Below are 17,349 nucleotides of genomic sequence, written 5' to 3' on the forward strand. Positions count from 1 at the left end.
ATTAGCTAGCAGGAATATAAATATTAAAAGTTGCGCCCTTCATGGGTTCGCCCGTTGCGTTGATATGACCATTATGATTTTCAACTATTTTTTTGACAATCGCAAGACCAATCCCTGTTCCATCATACATGTCTTTACTATGTAATTTTTGAAAGACGCCAAATATTTTTTCACTGTGCTGCGGTTCAAATCCGATTCCATTATCGCCAAAACTGATGTGGCAATAGTCAACATTTGGGGCTAATTTTTCTTTTTCTAAATTGGCTCCACTTACGAGCTGACTTTTAATATTTATTTCAAGCGGTACTTCTGTTCTCGAAAATTTTATGGCATTATGTATTAAATTTTCCATTAATTGAACAAACTGAAAAGGAATTATAGTAAGTACTCCATGAAAATCAGTTGTAATTGTTGCATTCTTCTCTAACAAATTTTCGTGCAAGGCTATTTTTACATCAGAAATAACAGTATTTAAATCAACCTTTTCGAATCTGCGATCAACAATAGTAGTACGAGAGAAAGTTAAAAGACTGTTTATAAGCTCTCGCATTCGGTTTGTCGAATAGAGAATTCTGTTAAACTTATGTTTACCGTCTTCAGATAAATTTGGGTATTCATTGGAAAGAAGAAGATTGACAAAGGTCTGGATTTTTCGTAAAGGTTCCTGAAGATCATGACTTGATATATAAGTAAAAGCATCCAATTCCATATTTTTCTTTCTGAGTTCTTCTGCGTGCTTTTCAATTGCTGCATATTGTGAAGCAAGTTCTGAATTCGATTTTAAAATTATTTCATTAAGGGCTTTTGTCTCTTCTTCCTTAATTTGTAATTCTCTATTTTTCTTAAACAATTCAGTAAAAACCATCACCTTTGCCTGCAATATTTCTGGAGACAAAGGTTTAATCATATAATCAACAGCACCAGATTGATATCCCTTGAAAATGTATTCAGTAGTATTCATATTTGCCGTCAAAAAAATGATAGGAACATGTTTTAGTTTATCACTTTGGCGAATGAGTTCGGCTGTTTCAAAACCATCCATCAATGGCATTTGAACATCCATAAGTATAATAGCAAAATCCTGATTTTTCAATAATATCCGCAATGCATCTTTTCCAGATGTTGCTTCAACAAATTGATAACCGCGATCTGCCAGGATGACTTGCAAAGAAAGTAGGTTTTCTTTTTTGTCATCGACTATTAAGATTTTAATTGCATTCTCTACCATTATACTTTTGAATATAATTATTATTTAAGCCATACACGCATAAGAGAGGAAAGCTGTTCAACATTCACTGGTTTTGTCATATAATCTGAGGCACCTGATTCTATGCAGCGTTGTCTATCACCTTTCATTGCTTTTGCTGTTACTGCTATGATTGTTAAATCTTTGTGTTTGGCATCTTTTCTAATGCGTTTCATGGTTTCATATCCGTCCATTTCTGGCATCATGATATCCATTAAAACGATATCAATTGCAGGATCTTCATTAAGAAGATCAATTGCTTCCTGACCGCTTTCGGCACTTATAACATCCAATCCGTAACGCTCAAGAGCAGTTGTCAATGCAAATAAATTACGAACGTCATCATCAACCAGCAATACTTTCTTGCCGACTAATACATCTTCTTTCAAATAAAAAGATTCAATTGTTTCTCTCATTGCAACTGGCAGTTCTTTATGTACACGGTGCATAAATAAAGCTGTTTGATCAATAAGTTCATCCATAGAATTTGCGCTTTTTGTAATAATACTGTGAGCAAATCGATTCAATTTTACCTTTTGTTTCTTATCAACATCTCCTGCGGAATGTATAATAATTGCCGTTTCTTGTCCTGCAATATTATTTTCAAGATCGGTAATAAGATCAAGTCCATCTGCATCTGGCAATACTAAATCTAAGATAATACAATCAAATGATTTTTCTCTTATAAGTGCAACTGCTTCAGCAGCCGTTTTTGCACTGAAAACAGTTATGTCTTCGCCGTTCACTGCTTGCAAAATTCTGTCTAATTCCTGCTGATTGTCGTCTACAATTAGTAAGTTTTTAGCTTTTTTATTTTTGAAATCGTGAATATCGTTAAAAAGATAAGCCAGGGAATCATTTTTTACGGGTTTAAGAAAGAAGTTTCTCGCGCCTCGTTTAAGCCCTTTATTTCTTTCATCTTCTCCAGAAATGATGTAAACCGGAATATGACGCAGGTTAAAATCGGTTTTAAGCCTGTCCAGGATTTTCCATCCGCTCGTATCCGGCATATTAAGATCCATTGTAATAGCATGAGGATGAAACTGGTTTATAAAATCAATAACATCATTTCCTTTTGTAGTTACAATTGCCTTAATTCCATTAATATGCGCCTGCTCAAGCATAATTTTAGCAAAAGTTAAATTATCTTCTGCAATCAATAATACTTTATCGCCTGGTTTAATATCTGTTCTGTCATCACCTACCTCATCAACAAAGAATAAATCAATATCAGATCGATTAAATTTTTCCGATGGCAGTGATTTGATTCGGCCTTTTACATCTGGTTCCTCTGTAAATTCAATATCTTCTATTTCAGAAATGTCAACATATTGCAAAGGAAGGAAAAGTGTAAATTTACTTCCAATGTTGGTCTCGCTTTCCAGTTCAATACTTCCTCCTAATAAATCAGAAAGCCCACGGCTGATTGATAATCCCAATCCCGTTCCTCCATATTTTCGGCTTGTTGAACCTTCGGCTTGCTGGAAAGCTTCAAAAATGATGTTTTGTTTTTCTTTAGAAATACCAATTCCTGTATCTGAAATTTCAAAAGCGACTACTGCTTCTGCATTTTCTAAGCTTGCATTAGTCGTTTTCCAGTTGTTGCTTGCTCGGTATATTTTTAGCTGAACTTCACCTTTTTCAGTGAATTTAAATGAATTAGATAAAAGATTTTTTAAGATTTGATTTAATCGCTGTGAATCGGTTTCCATCAATTCAGGAAGTTCATCATCCATACTGATTTTAAAACGAAGGTGTTTCGCTTCTGCAATAGGATTAAAAGTAGATTCAACAAATCGGCTGATTTCGGCAAAACTAATCGGATTGTAATCGACAGAAATATATCCGGATTCGATTTTTGATAAATCTAAAATGTCATTAATCAGCTGAATAAGGTCATCTCCGCATGAATTAATCGTTTTGGCAAATTGAATCTGTTTTTCAGAAAGATTTCCATCTCTGTTGGCGATTAATTCGTTGGCCAAGATCTGTAAACTGTTCAGCGGTGTTCTTAGCTCGTGCGACATATTCGCCAAGAACTCCGATTTATATTTTGATGTTAAAGTCAGCTGATCTGCTTTTTCTTCCAAAGCTTTTCTTGCAACCTCAACCTCTTGATTTTTCAACTCCACTTCTTCTTTCTGATTTGCCAATAAGAAAGCTTTTTCTTCTAATTCTTCGTTGGTATTTTTCAATACTTCCTGCTGACTTTTCAACTCGCCTGCCAGCGATTGTGACTGTACCAAAAGTTCTTCCGTTCTTGAATTCGACTCAATTGTGTTCAATACAATTCCGATACTTTCTGTCAATCCTTCCAAGAAATCTAAGTGTGTCTGGCTAAAGGTATCAAGCGATGCCAATTCAATAACTGCTTTAAGCTGTCCTTCAAACAATACAGGCAAAATAATTACGTCCTGCGGTTTTGCATCTCCCAAACCAGAATTAATTCTGATATAATCTTTAGGAACATTGCTCAAAATAATTCTTTCTTTTTCTATCGCAACCTGACCAATAAGTCCTTCTCCCATTGCATATTGCGTAGGCGAATTTTTTCTTTTGATATAGGCGTAAGAAGCAATTAAATTTAATTTAGAATCCTCAAAGTTTTCATCTTCCTGTAAAATATAGAACAGTCCATGCTGTGCGGTTACAACCGTTGCAAGCTCAGAAAGGATTTTTTTGGTAACCGAATTCAACTCTTTTTGCCCTTGAAGCATTTGAGTAAATTTCGCCAAATTCGATTTCAGCCAGTCTTGTTCCTGATTTCTTAAAGTCGTCGCTTTAAGATTCGAAATCATCTGGTTAATAGTATCTTTTAAGGCTTCTACCTCACCTTTTGCTTCAACACCAATTGTTCGCGTTAAATCTCCTTGTGTTACCGCAGATGCCACCTCAGAAATCGCACGCACCTGAGTCGTCAAATTCGCCGCAAGCTGGTTTACGTTTTCTGTTAAGTTTTTCCACGTTCCCGAAGCTCCCGGTACATTTGCCTGGCCTCCTAGTTTTCCTTCGGCTCCAACCTCACGGGCAACCGTAGTTACCTGATCGGAGAACGTTGCCAAAGTATCAATCATTTCGTTGATGGTATCTGTAAGTTGTGCAACCTCACCTTTAGCATCAATAGATAATTTTTGTTTTAGATTTCCTTTTGCTACGGATGTTACAACTTTTGCAATTCCACGTACTTGGGACGTTAAGTTCGATGCCATCAAGTTAACAGAGTCTGTTAAATCTTTCCAGGTTCCGGCAACCCCTTTTACTTCAGATTGTCCTCCCAGTTTTCCTTCGGTACCAACCTCACGCGCCACACGAGTTACCTCTGATGCAAACGAGTTCAGCTGTTCCACCATCGTATTGAAAGTGTTTTTCAAATCTAAAATCTCTCCTTTTACGTCTACCGTAATAGGTTTCGAAAGGTCGCCATTGGCTACGGCTTTTGTTACCTCAGCAATATTACGTACCTGATCCGTTAAGTTCGATGCCATCTGGTTCACCGAATCTGTTAAATCCTTCCAGGTTCCTGCAACTCCGGGCACGAATGCCTGTCCGCCCAGTTTTCCGTCAGTACCTACCTCACGCGCCACACGAGTTACCTCTGATGCGAAGGCACGAAGCTGATCCACCATCGTATTTACCGTTTCTTTCAACTGAAGGATTTCTCCACGAACGTCGGCCGTAATTTTTTTCGACATATCTCCGTTTGCTACGGCAATCGTTACCTCGGCAATATTACGTACCTGTGTGGTTAAGTTACCCGCCATCTGATTAACAGAATCCGTTAAATCTTTCCATGTTCCCGCGACTCCCGGTACATTCGCCTGACCTCCCAGTTTTCCTTCGGTACCAACCTCACGCGCCACACGAGTTACCTCTGATGCAAACTCACGAAGCTGATCTACCATCGTATTTAAGGTTTCTTTTAACTGAAGAATCTCTCCACGAACGTCAACCGTAATTTTTCGAGACATATCTCCGTTTGCTACGGCAATCGCCACATCGGCAATATTACGTACCTGAGCAGTTAAGTTACCCGCCATCTGGTTAACAGAATCGGTTAAATCTTTCCAGGTTCCCGCAACTCCCGGCACATTCGCCTGACCTCCCAGTTTTCCTTCTGTACCAACCTCACGTGAAACCCTCGTTACCTCCGAAGCAAAGCCTCGAAGCTGATCCACCATGGTATTAATTGTATTTTTAAGCTCAAGGATTTCTCCTTTTACGTCTACTGTAATTTGTAATGATAAATCGCCTTTTGCAACTGCAGTTGTTACCTCGGCAATGTTACGTACCTGACCTGTAAGATTCGATGCCATCTGGTTTACCGAATCTGTTAAATCTTTCCACGTTCCTCCAACACCTTCTACCTGAGCCTGACCTCCCAGTTTTCCTTCGGTACCCACCTCACGTGCCACACGAGTTACCTCTGATGCAAATGAGTTCAGCTGGCCCACCATCGTATTAATGGTGTTTTTAAGCTCAAGAATCTCTCCTTTTGTATCTACGGTAATCTGACGTGACAAATCACCTTTTGCTACCGCTGTCGTTACCTCAGCAATGTTACGCACCTGACCGGTTAAGTTGGATGCCATCTGGTTAACAGAATCTGTTAAATCTTTCCAGGTTCCTCCAACTCCTTTTACTTTTGCCTGACCTCCCAGTTTTCCTTCCGTACCAACCTCAAGTGCCACACGCGTTACCTCAGATGAGAACGAGTTCAGCTGATCCACCATCGTGTTAATGGTTTTCTTCAACTCCAGAATTTCTCCTTCGGCTACAGCTGTAATTTTTTTAGATAAATCGCCATTTGCTACCGCTGTTGTTACCTCGGCAATATTACGTACCTGACCCGTTAAGTTCGAGGCCATTTGGTTCACGGAATCGGTTAAATCTTTCCAGGTTCCCCCAACTCCTTTTACTTTTGCCTGACCTCCCAGTTTTCCTTCTGAACCTACCTCACGTGCCACACGGGTTACCTCGGCACCAAAGGAGTTCAGCTGATCCACCATGGTATTGATTGTATTTTTAAGTTCCAAGATTTCTCCCGCAACGTTTACCGTAATTTTTTTAGATAAATCGCCTTTTGCTACCGCGGTTGTCACCTCGGCAATATTACGTACCTGACCTGTTAAGTTCGATGCCATTTGATTAACGGAATCGGTCAAATCTTTCCAAACTCCACCAACACCTCGAACTTTTGCCTGACCTCCCAGTTTTCCTTCAGAACCCACCTCTCTTGCCACACGCGTTACCTCAGAAGAAAAGGAATTCAGCTGATCCACCATGGTGTTAATCGTATCTTTCAGCTCCAGAATTTCTCCTTTTACGTCAACCGTAATTTTTTTAGACAAATCTCCTTTTGCTACCGCTGTGGTTACATCGGCAATATTACGAACCTGACCTGTTAGGTTTGACGCCATCTGGTTTACAGAATCTGTTAAATCTTTCCAAGTTCCACCAACTCCCTTTACCTGTGCCTGTCCTCCCAGTTTTCCTTCGGTTCCTACCTCTCTTGCCACACGCGTTACCTCTGATGAAAACGAGTTCAGCTGATCCACCATCGTATTGATGGTATTTTTAAGTTCCAGGATTTCTCCTTTTACGTCTACTGTAATCTTTTTAGATAAATCCCCTTTTGCTACCGCCGTTGTTACGTCGGCAATATTACGTACCTGACCCGTTAAGTTCGATGCCATTTTATTTACAGAGTCGGTCAAATCTTTCCAAACTCCACCAACACCTCGCACTTTTGCCTGACCTCCCAGTTTTCCTTCGGTACCCACCTCACGCGCCACACGGGTCACCTCCATCGAGAATAAATTCAGCTGTTTTACCATTCCATTTACCTCTTTGGCAATTCTGAGGAATTCTCCCTGAAGCGGGTTTCCTTCAATAGAAAGTGGCATTTCCTGAGATAAATTTCCTTTTGCTACCGATGTGATTACGTGCGCAATTTCAATAGTCGGATGCACCAGATCTGAGATTAAGGTATTAACAGAATCAACACATGAACTCCAAGATCCTCTTGCACCATCTAAAGCTACTCTGTTAGTCAGTTTTCCTTGTTTACCAATACTTTTTCCTACCTTCTGAAACTCGAAAACCATTCTTTCGTTCAGATCAATAATTTCATTTAATGTATCACAGATCGATCTTTTAATTCCATTCTGATCCGTTGGAAAACGCTGTGTGAAATTTCCATTTTTAACCTTAAGCAAAATCTTTAAAAATTCTGCATCATTCAAAATAGATTCCTCAGATTCGATTTTCTTTTGTTTGGATTTTGCTGGTTTTTCTCCTGCCACTATTGGAAGTGCCACAATAGTTTCAGTATTTACCTTATTATTTTCTTTTATTTTTTTCATATCTCAATTCTTTATAGAATGATTAAAAATCTGATACATTATTTTATTTTCTTAGTACTAAAAGGTCTGTTTATAAACTTTCATCCAGTAATATCTTTCGCAAATGAAACTGAACAAAAGCATCCATTGAATCCGATCTTTTAGTATTTTCAGTATAATTTAAGGGCTTTATAATATAGCCTGAAATCCCAAGCTTTTCTGCTTGAGACCTGTCATTTCCTTCTGAAGAAGTAGTCATTATAAACACTTTTAAATCTTTTAGATTTTTATCTTCCCTAATCACTTTCAAAAATTCTATTCCGTTCATTCTTGGCATATTAATATCCAAGAGAATAACATCCGGAACCAAACCTGCATTTGGATCTCGTAAAATTTTCAAAGCTTCGATTCCGTTATATGCCGTATGAAGAACGTATTCACTTTCTAACTTTTTTAAAGACCGCTCCACACTTATAATATCAAGCCCGTCATCTTCTACCAGTAATATTGTTGGTTTTTTCATAACTTATTATTTCTCCAAGTAAAAATAAATTCAGCTCCCTTTCCTAATTCAGATTTAACGATGATTCTTTCATCTTGATCATCAATTATTTTCTTTACAATTGCCAGTCCAACTCCGGTACTTTCCTGTTCATCCTGTTCCCTCAATGTCTGAAAAATTTCGAATATTTTTCGATGATATTCAGGTGCAATTCCAATTCCATTATCCTTTACAGAAAATTCATAAATAGGTAAAAAATATTTACAGCTTATGTGAATATGGCCTTCCTCCTGCGGAATGTATTTTACTGCATTACTAATTAAATTAGCAAAAACTTGTTCGAGTTTTATTCGTTCTGTAAACAAATCAGGAAGATCATCTATTTCTAATTTAAAATTTCTAGGAACAATCGAATCTGCAATTTCATGAACCAGTGCATTTGTATTGATATGTTCGGCTGGAGTTTTAAGATTAAGTCTAGCATAATCGAGCAAACCGTTTATCAAAGCTTCCATACGTCTGGTTTTCTGCGGAATAATATTAAGATATTTTTTAAGCTCAGGCGAAAGTTCATCTGAATGATCTTCTTCTATCCAGCTTACTACATTATGAATACCGCGTATTGGTGCCTTAAGATCATGCGAAACAACATAGGCAAATTTATTAAGTTCTGCATTTCTATTTTTCAGCTCATGAATATTTTTATCTAATTTAAGAGACATGCTGTTGAGTGAAATTTCTAAAGCAGTCAATTCATCGTTTCGTGTATCTTTAACTATAGTAAATTTACCTTTTGAGATATTTTCTGCCAAATGAATCATCGAACTAATTCTTTTAGTCGTAAGAAAAACAATAAATACAGTGCTTCCTACTCCGATGATAATCGTTAGTGTCAAGAAAATTAAAGAAAATGTACGAGCGTATTTGATTGAGGTCAGAAGCATATCTGTATGATGTTTTCTCATCTTATACTCAATTCTATCAAATCGAGAAAACTTGCCGGCTATCTCATCATTTATTTTCTTCCCTACATGTTTTTTAAGTGTATTTTCAAAAAGATTTCGATAAGAATCAGGTCCTTTTTTTCGCATTTCTATTAGCTGTGCCGAATATTTCAGCCAGTCGTTATGACGCAGGTTAATAGAATCTAAAATAATACGCTGTTTGTTATGAGTTCCAATTCGTAACTGTTGTTCTTTTATTAATAAAGGCACAATTTTAAGCCCTTTAAAATAAGAGTCTAAAAAAGTCTGATCGTCTGTAAGAAGATAACCGCGAAAAGCACTCTGCATCTCTATTATTGCTTTATGAGTTTTATTTGAAGTCCGAATAATTTCTTCAGATCTGGCAAGAAACTGAGAGTTGCGCTGTACCTTTTTAGACAACATATAATTTGTATACGAGTCCGCCACAGACAATAAAATTATTACAGTAAACGCTAAAAGAATTTGAGTAGATAATTTCATCGGCAACAATTAACATACGCCTGAATATCAGACACTTTATTTCTTAATAAAAATAAGAAAAAAAAAACAAAAAGTTCATTGAATAATTTTAATAAGATAACGTATTGCGAAAGATTACCAATACTAAAGATTATGCGCTGTAAGTATATCTGCTCAATATTTCTTTTAAGTCGTTAAAGTTATTTGGCTTTGAAATAAAATCATCTGCTCCATGCTCTTTTGCCTCTTGAATAATATCATCTAACTGTGAGGTCGAAAAGATAATAATAGGAATTTGTTTAAGTCTGTCTTCCTTTTTTATTTCTGTCATAAATTCCAGTCCTGACATAATTGGCATATTTAAATCAAGAAAAATAACATCGGGCATAATTTCGTTTTGCATCAATTTGCGCAATGCTTCAACAGGACTGTAAATTGCTGTATATGCCGCAGAAGAAACAGCATTTAATGCTTCCATGAACAAATCGCAATCGTCACAATCATCATCAATTTGAAGTATATTTTTATAAGTCATCACGCTTATTTTTTTTAATTTTAAAAATAAATTTTCAGCTAAATCATTTCAAGAAACGTTAATTTCATTATTTGAAAATCGTTTAGCTATTTAAAATTGCATTTGCCTAAATTGCATTATTACAAACAAATAGCATCTTACTTACTCAAATGTAGTAATTTAAACCTCAACAAAATACTCAAGTATTAGAAATAAGCACTCTAATTTCATGATTTTTAAAGTAAAACTTACAAAAATCGTTAAATTAATTTCTAACATTAAATTTCATCCTACAACTATCAATCTCTTTTTGGAAGGTAAATCCAAAAAGTTGTTCCTTCGTCGGGCTTACTTGTAAAATTTATAACACCGCCGTGATTTTCTATAATTCGCTTGCATAACGCAAGTCCGATTCCGTTACCGCCAAACTGATCCCTCTGATGCAGTCGCTGAAACATATCGAAAATACGTCCTGAATATTCATTGTCCATTCCGATACCATTATCAGAAACCGATATAACATAAAAATTACCTACTGGACTTAATTTATCTGTCTTGAAATTATCAGACAAAGCAGAAGAAATAATTATTGATGGCTGTGATGTATTGAATTTTAGCGCATTATTAATCAGGTTATAAAATAACTGACGGAGCTGCGAACTAACACCAGAAACACGCGGTAATGCTTCTACTGTGATCAAGGCATTCTTTTCTTCAATAACAAGACTAAGATCACTAATCGTCTCTGTAATAATATGATTTAAATCTAGTTCCTGCAGATTTTGCAGTTTATTATCTATTCTGGAATAATTAAGTACATCAGAAATAAGAGTAGATAATCTGCCTGCTGCAAGGGTGATTTTATCAAAATAATACTGTTTCCTTTGCTCCTCGGTCAAAAACTCTGCGGCACGCGAAAGCATAATCAGAATTTTGCGAAGCGGTTCCTGCAAATCATGACTGGCAATAAAAGCAAATTGCTCTAACTCTTTATTTTTAAATAATAACTTAGAATTCGCATTTTCTAATTCTTGCTGAATCATCTTTAGCTCAGAATTATCCTTAAGAGTTTCGACAACTGTTTTTTGGGCATTAATGTCTACAAAATAAACAAGCCAGCTGTTAAAAGAACCATCTTCAGCCTTATTTGGAATTATCGATATTAAATGCCAAACATACTCTGAATCTTTTTTAATTCTTGTTTCTCCAAAAAAATCTGATCTGTCTTTTTTGGCTTTACTCCACCCTTCACTTATTTCATCTAAATCATCGGGATGAATAAAAGTGGCTAAAGTCTTTTTATCAAAAACAGTAAAAGGCTGCTGTACATAATCTTTTAGCGAATCATTAGCGATAAGCACATGGTTTCTTTCATTTACAACAGAAATTAAAACAGGAAGCGTATTCGCCAATTGCCTGTATCTGTTTTCACTTTCTCCCAGTTTTTCAGAAAGTGCTATTAATTCGATATTTTTCTTTCTGATCTCATCATACGGCGACAATGGCGGTTCATACTTAAAATAATCTACTAAACTTTTTATTTTTATATCTGAAAGAAGTCCTGGTGCTGCTACTTGCTGACTTAGTGTAGTTACAGATTGATTGTCTGAATAAGAATATTCGATATTTCCTGATATTTTTGCTGCATACTGATAGGCTTCAGGATTGCATTTTTTTAAATCTACAGCATCTGTAAGTACTGCCAGTATTTCTTTATGGCTTGGTCTTAGAATATTAATCCCAATTCTCAAAACTGAGTTTTTTCCTTTAGCAATAGAACATCTCGCAACTTCTGAAACAGCTGTAGAGAATCTAGTTTGTGCTGACGATGGCATACCGCACATTTCTGCAATTTTCATTGCTCGCTTGTGTGCCAGTATTAAGTCCATTTCGTTATCAAGATTAATTTTTACAATCTCTTTCATAGCACTTAAATTATTTTACCCACCAGAACTGTTGCATCATCAGTGCCTCTTATATTATCTTTATATAACGAAGAAGCAATTATTCCAGGATTCTGTTTTATTATAGAAGTCAGATCATTTAAATTCCACCTTGTACGTAAACCGTCACTGTGCATTACTATAACCTGATGTTTTTGGTAAGGCACAATCGCGCTGTTTAAGGTACGCGGAATATTATGACCAATTATACCATTGTATGGAGTGTATGTTTTGTTTTCCATACCGCTGTAAATACGTGTATTAATATTTCCTATACCACAAATATTCCAATTTTCAGATTGATAGTCAACGCATGCAATTGTAGCGACCAATCCTCTGCTTTTTTTGACTTTTTCATGTATATCACGAAGAATTGCTTCAGGCTCACTTTCACCACACTGCTTAAAAGCTTTTATCGCTTGCTGAACCGCTTCATGTGCATTTGCTCCATGACCTAATCCGTCTCCAACTAATATTTGAAAACCTTTTTTTGAATGTTTGATATGATATCCATCACCACATACTCTTTCTCCAGGATAATTTACTCTTACAGCAGAAAAATTAAGTCCGCTAGCAATTGGTGATACAGTAAAATCAGTTTTTTCGCAAATTTTTACATATTGTATTGTTCCCCAATTTCGCAGGGAGTAAATCTGAAAATCATTGCTCAATCTTTTAATAGCGCCTAAACCTTGTCCTAAAGTATTAGAAGAAGAATAGCCGTCATGCATTATTTTATTGACATTTTCAATTCCTTTACCACTATCCAAACAATATATTTCAATCTCATTATGTCCCTCTTCTAAGTGAGCTCTGTAGAGCAATTCACCACCACCAGCATATTTAATAAGATTTGAAGTTAATTCGGCAACAATAATATCTGTTTCAGCAGCTCTATGTGGGCTAAAACCTAATTGAAGTGCCAAATTATGTATTTCTCTTTTTATAAAAGCAATAAGGCTTCTATCTTCAATTTTATAACTGGAAAAAGTATTATCCATTTTTCCATTTTGTTATGGTCACAGTAGTACCGTTTCCTAGTTCTGTTTTTATATCAAATTCATTTACAAGCCTTTTTGTTCCTGGTAAGCCAAGACCCAGGCTTTTTCCTGTGCTATATCCGTCTTTCATCGCTAAATCAATATCTGGAATACCAGGACCATTATCTATAAAAGTAACACGCACGCCATTATCACGGCCGTTACTTACAGCTTCAATAATAACTTTGCCGCCTCCCCCATATTTCAAAAGGTTGCGGACAAGTTCACTTGTCGCAGTAATTAATTTGGTTTGATTTAAGATACTCATGCCAATTTTTACGCCATAGTCCCGCACGCGGTTGCGCAATGGCACCACATCCTGTTCTTTTAGGATAGGAATTTCTTCTTTATTCGTTGTCGTCGTCATCTACCTGCTCTTCGTTATCGCCATTGTACATTTTCGCGCGAAGCAGATCCATCCCTTTTTCAACATTTAAGGCACTAATAACACCTTTCAAAGACAGTCCAAGTTCTACAAGAGTAATAGCAACTGCAGGCTGCATTCCTACTACCACTGTTTGTGCATCCATAATTTTAGACATTACAGCAATATTTCCTAAAATTCGTCCCATAAAGGAGTCAATTATAGAAACTGCTGAAATATCAATTAACACACCTTTAGAACTGTATTTGTTTATTGTGTTTATTAAGTCAGATTCGAGATTTTCTGCTAATTGATCGTACAAGTCAACCTGTATTGTAACCAATAAAAAATCTCCCATCTTGAGTATAGGAATTCTTTCCATATTGTTTAAACTCTTATTCGATTATTTTCTCTTCACCACCGTCAGCTGCAACATTTCGAAGGCTGTTTGAAGAGCACTTGCCAGTGATGCTTTTGTAATAATCCCTGTAAGATCTATTCCTAAGTGTACTACTGTTTGAGCAATTTCTGGGCGAATACCGCTGATAATACATTCCGCACCCATCAATCTTGTTGCGCTTACAGTTTTAATTAAATGCTGTGCTACTAATGAATCTACTGCAGGAACACCTGAAATATCCAAGATCGCAATAGAACTTCCTGTATCAACAATTTGCTGCAAAAGGTTTTCCATTACTACCTGAGTTCTTGAACTGTCTAAAGTTCCAATAATTGGCAATGCTACAACTCCATCCCAAACTCTGATTACCGGAGTTGAAATTTCGCTGATTTCATCTATTTGTCTTGAAATCACATCTTCACGGCCTTTCATATAAGCTTCAAAAGTCATGATGGTCATGTTGTCTAAAACTGAGCCTAATTGTAAATTAGCGTTGTATAATTCTACTGGATCTTTTTCTATATCGGATAGGATTTTTGAAGCCGCTTCTTTAAAAGAAATAAGATATTGTGCATTTTCTCTAGGTGAAAAACCGCGCTTTGCTCTTGAGCTAGAAATTCCGATAAGCAAATCGTGAACTTTTTCAAACTCTTCTGAATTTTGATTGTCCTTGGATTGGTGCAATGCATCTAGTAAGAGTGATGCAAATTCTTTTGATTCTTCTTCTTCTGTTGCCCCATCAGTCGATCCGTTTTCTAAAAGAAGCTGAGACCATATTGTAAGTAATTTGTTTTCATGCTCTTTTAAAGCACCTAAGACATTTTTTTGCATTTGCTGTATGTTTGGTTTTTGTATAACAAATATATACAAATAACTTTATTAAAATTCAAAAAAAATTAAGCAAAACTTTACAAAAATAATACTATTTATCTTATAATATTGATAAAAAACTAAGTTTAATCTTATAAAAGAGAAAAAAAACTATTTTAAAAAACTATAATATTAAGGAGAAGAATGTTACTTAAAAATTCAAAATTAATGCAATTACTTATAAAATTTGCGTCCCAAATGTATCTTTTCAGTTAGACTGTTTATTTATATAATTACTTGATTATTTTACATAATTAACATGTTTTACAACTGTTTTACGATTAATTGAAAAATCTATTTTCTAATCCAGAAAAATGGTCACCCATAATTATTATAAGATTAAAATCATTATTCAAATAATGGTAATTCTACAATCTTCAATCTTAATAATATAATAACGAGGTAGTTATATAAAGTAAATTTGGTTTACTGGATAATTAAAAGTAAATAAAATCTTAATTAATATTAATAAGGAGATAAAATTTTAAAGTAATATCCAACAATAACTTTGAGTTTAAACCAATAACATTTTACTAATGGAAAATTTTCAAGATGAAAAACAGCGAGATTTGTCTATAAACAAATCAGATGGAACTAATAAATTCATGACGACCGACCAAGGCGTTAAGATTAATGATGATAACAATTCGCTAAAAGCTGGCGAAAGAGGTCCTTCTCTGCTAGAGGATTTTATCTTAAGAGAAAAAATTACCCATTTTGACCACGAAAGAATTCCAGAAAGAATTGTACATGCCCGCGGATCTGGTGCACATGGTTTTTTTGAAGTAACAAACCCAATTCCTGAATTGACAAAAGCAGGATTTTTGCAGGAAGCAGGATTAAAAACTCCTGTTTTTACACGATTTTCGACAGTAGCCGGGTCAAGAGGATCAACTGATTTAGCAAGAGACGTGAGAGGATTTTCAGTAAAATTCTACACACAGGAAGGTATTTATGATTTAGTAGGAAACAACATTCCCGTATTTTTTATTCAGGACGCTGCAAAATTTCCAGACCTTATTCATGCCGTAAAACCAGAACCACACAACGAAATCCCACAAGCAGCATCTGCGCATGATACTTTTTGGGATTTTATTTCTTTAATGCCAGAATCAATGCACATGATTATGTGGGTGATGTCTGACCGTGCAATTCCAAGAAGTTACAGAATGATGGAAGGTTTTGGAGTTCACACTTTTAGATTGATTAATGAAGCAAATGAATCATCTTTCGTAAAATTTCACTGGAAACCAAAATTAGGAACTCACGCAGTCGCTTGGGATGAAGCTCAAAAAATTTCTGGAAAAAATCCTGATTTTCATAGAGAAGATTTATGGGAAGCTATTGAAATGGGAAATTTCCCTGAATGGGAATTAGGCGTACAAGTAATTCCAGCAGAAGATGAAAACAAATACGAATTTGATTTGCTTGATCCAACCAAATTAGTTCCAGAAGAATTAGTTCCGGTAACGATTGTTGGCCGAATGGTATTAAACAGAAATCCTGATAATTTCTTTGCAGAAACAGAACAGATTGCTTTTCACCCAGGACATGTAGTTCCGGGAATTGATTTTTCAAATGACCCGCTTCTTCAAGGAAGATTGTTTTCTTATACCGATACACAATTGTCTAGATTAGGAAGTCCGAACTTTCATGAAATTCCAATCAACAGAAGTGTTGCTCCAGTTCACAACAATCAACGTGACGGACATATGCGTCAGGAAATTAATGTTGGCCGCGTAAGCTATCACCCTAATTCGCTAGGTGGCGGATGTCCTTATCAGGCAAAAATTGCTGAAGGCGGATTTTCTAGTTTTAACGAAAGAATCGACGCACATAAAGTTAGAGAAAGAAGTGAAAGTTTTACAGATCATTTTGGTCAAGCCAAATTATTCTTCAACAGTCAAACTCCAACAGAAAAAAGCCATATTGTAAAAGCATTGCGTTTTGAACTTGGTAAAGTAGATACTACAGCAATTCGAGTAAGAATGCTTGGCCTTTTATCTCAAGTAGACAGAGAATTGGCTGAAAAAGTGGCAGAAGGTCTTGGTGCTACGGTTCCTCCAATTTTAGAAACGCCTATTAATCGTGGTGTATCTCCAGAAAACGAAGAAGCTCTTAAACACGAACCACAAACTGTAGAGCAGTCTGTTTCATCTTCTGATGCCTTGACAATGCTTAAAAATCCAACAAATTCGCCTACAATTGCTTCAAGAAAAGTAGCTATTATTTGTAATGATGGTGTTTCTGAAGCTGCTGTGAGCAATATTAAAAATGCACTTTTAAAAGAAGATGCAAAAGGATTCATCGTAGCTCCGCATTTAGGTTCTGTAAACACAGATTCTGATGGCGCAATTGGAGTTGATTTTAGTTTTTTAACTGCTTCATCTGTACTTTTTGACGCTGTATATATTGCAGACGGATTGAATGTCGATGCACTTGCAGACGATCAGGATGTAAATGAATTTTTAAGTGACGCTTACAAGCACTGTAAAGTTATTGGCGCAGACGGCCATGCTACTTCAGTAATAAATGCCGCACCATTTGCTTCTAAAATTACCAATGATGATGAAGGCTTAGTATTAACAGGCGAAGCTGGAACAGATGATTTTGCACAAAAATTCATTACCGCTATGGGAAAACACCGTTTCTGGGAACGTGAAAAAAACTTATACAATTAATAT

11 protein-coding genes are annotated in these 17,349 nt (G+C 36.0%); 1 reads left to right on the forward strand and 10 read right to left on the reverse strand.

Annotated elements, in window-relative coordinates; genetic code table 11:
• Position 1: 1 nt before the first annotated feature.
• The 10 genes from IRZ83_RS13600 to IRZ83_RS13645 form a co-directional block, all read right to left on the reverse strand.
• A complete protein-coding gene (locus IRZ83_RS13600) occupies positions 2-1,228 on the reverse strand; it encodes a sensor histidine kinase (protein ID WP_194569518.1) in 1,227 nt (408 codons plus the stop codon).
• A 20-nt stretch (positions 1,229-1,248) separates the two neighbouring features.
• Positions 1,249-7,608: a HAMP domain-containing protein gene (locus IRZ83_RS13605; protein ID WP_194569520.1), complete on the reverse strand. Its 6,360-nt coding sequence runs from the start codon at positions 7,606-7,608 to the stop codon at positions 1,249-1,251.
• 70 nt (positions 7,609-7,678) lie between these two features.
• Positions 7,679-8,110: a response regulator gene (locus IRZ83_RS13610; RefSeq protein WP_194569522.1), complete on the reverse strand. Its 432-nt coding sequence runs from the start codon at positions 8,108-8,110 to the stop codon at positions 7,679-7,681.
• On the reverse strand, positions 8,107-9,555 hold the full coding sequence (locus IRZ83_RS13615) for an ATP-binding protein (protein ID WP_029272494.1): 1,449 nt from the start codon (positions 9,553-9,555) through the stop codon (positions 8,107-8,109). Before IRZ83_RS13615 ends, IRZ83_RS13610 begins: the two co-directional genes overlap by 4 nt.
• Before the next feature lie 130 nt (positions 9,556-9,685).
• Positions 9,686-10,069, reverse strand: a complete 384-nt coding sequence (locus IRZ83_RS13620) for a response regulator (protein ID WP_029272495.1) — start codon at positions 10,067-10,069, stop codon at positions 9,686-9,688.
• 278 nt (positions 10,070-10,347) lie between these two features.
• Positions 10,348-11,973, reverse strand: coding sequence for a sensor histidine kinase (locus IRZ83_RS13625; protein ID WP_194569524.1), 1,626 nt, complete (start codon positions 11,971-11,973; stop codon positions 10,348-10,350).
• 5 nt (positions 11,974-11,978) lie between these two features.
• A complete protein-coding gene (locus IRZ83_RS13630; protein ID WP_194569526.1) occupies positions 11,979-12,992 on the reverse strand; it encodes a SpoIIE family protein phosphatase in 1,014 nt (337 codons plus the stop codon).
• The gene (locus IRZ83_RS13635) at positions 12,985-13,398 is read right to left on the reverse strand and encodes an anti-sigma regulatory factor (protein ID WP_029272498.1); all 414 of its coding nucleotides are present in this window, start codon (positions 13,396-13,398) and stop codon (positions 12,985-12,987) included. Before IRZ83_RS13635 ends, IRZ83_RS13630 begins: the two co-directional genes overlap by 8 nt.
• Positions 13,379-13,777: an STAS domain-containing protein gene (locus IRZ83_RS13640; protein WP_029272500.1), complete on the reverse strand. Its 399-nt coding sequence runs from the start codon at positions 13,775-13,777 to the stop codon at positions 13,379-13,381. Before IRZ83_RS13640 ends, IRZ83_RS13635 begins: the two co-directional genes overlap by 20 nt.
• 21 nt (positions 13,778-13,798) lie before the next feature.
• Positions 13,799-14,626 (reverse strand): STAS domain-containing protein, encoded by an 828-nt coding sequence (locus IRZ83_RS13645; protein WP_194569528.1) that lies wholly within the window; start codon positions 14,624-14,626, stop codon positions 13,799-13,801.
• Between the two features lie 575 nt (positions 14,627-15,201).
• Between IRZ83_RS13645 and IRZ83_RS13650 the strand changes: the two genes are divergently transcribed.
• Positions 15,202-17,346 (forward strand): catalase, encoded by a 2,145-nt coding sequence (locus IRZ83_RS13650; protein ID WP_194569530.1) that lies wholly within the window; start codon positions 15,202-15,204, stop codon positions 17,344-17,346.
• The last annotated feature ends 3 nt before the right edge of the window (positions 17,347-17,349 follow it).

The organism is Flavobacterium sp. JLP (assembly GCF_015350755.1).
Taxonomy (GTDB): Bacteria; Bacteroidota; Bacteroidia; order Flavobacteriales; family Flavobacteriaceae; genus Flavobacterium.

What these genes read in the sequence shown, in the direction of transcription:
- IRZ83_RS13600 (WP_194569518.1), bottom strand. Translation starts at nt 1,228, where the DNA reads ATGGTAGAGAATGCAATTAAAATCTTAATAGTCGATGACAAAAAAGAA.
- IRZ83_RS13605 (WP_194569520.1), bottom strand. Translation starts at nt 7,608, where the DNA reads ATGAAAAAAATAAAAGAAAATAATAAGGTAAATACTGAAACTATTGTG.
- IRZ83_RS13610 (WP_194569522.1), bottom strand. Translation starts at nt 8,110, where the DNA reads ATGAAAAAACCAACAATATTACTGGTAGAAGATGACGGGCTTGATATT.
- IRZ83_RS13615 (WP_029272494.1), bottom strand. Translation starts at nt 9,555, where the DNA reads ATGAAATTATCTACTCAAATTCTTTTAGCGTTTACTGTAATAATTTTA.
- IRZ83_RS13620 (WP_029272495.1), bottom strand. Translation starts at nt 10,069, where the DNA reads ATGACTTATAAAAATATACTTCAAATTGATGATGATTGTGACGATTGC.
- IRZ83_RS13625 (WP_194569524.1), bottom strand. Translation starts at nt 11,973, where the DNA reads ATGAAAGAGATTGTAAAAATTAATCTTGATAACGAAATGGACTTAATA.
- IRZ83_RS13630 (WP_194569526.1), bottom strand. Translation starts at nt 12,992, where the DNA reads ATGGATAATACTTTTTCCAGTTATAAAATTGAAGATAGAAGCCTTATT.
- IRZ83_RS13635 (WP_029272498.1), bottom strand. Translation starts at nt 13,398, where the DNA reads ATGACGACGACAACGAATAAAGAAGAAATTCCTATCCTAAAAGAACAG.
- IRZ83_RS13640 (WP_029272500.1), bottom strand. Translation starts at nt 13,777, where the DNA reads ATGGAAAGAATTCCTATACTCAAGATGGGAGATTTTTTATTGGTTACA.
- IRZ83_RS13645 (WP_194569528.1), bottom strand. Translation starts at nt 14,626, where the DNA reads ATGCAAAAAAATGTCTTAGGTGCTTTAAAAGAGCATGAAAACAAATTA.
- IRZ83_RS13650 (WP_194569530.1), top strand. Translation starts at nt 15,202, where the DNA reads ATGGAAAATTTTCAAGATGAAAAACAGCGAGATTTGTCTATAAACAAA.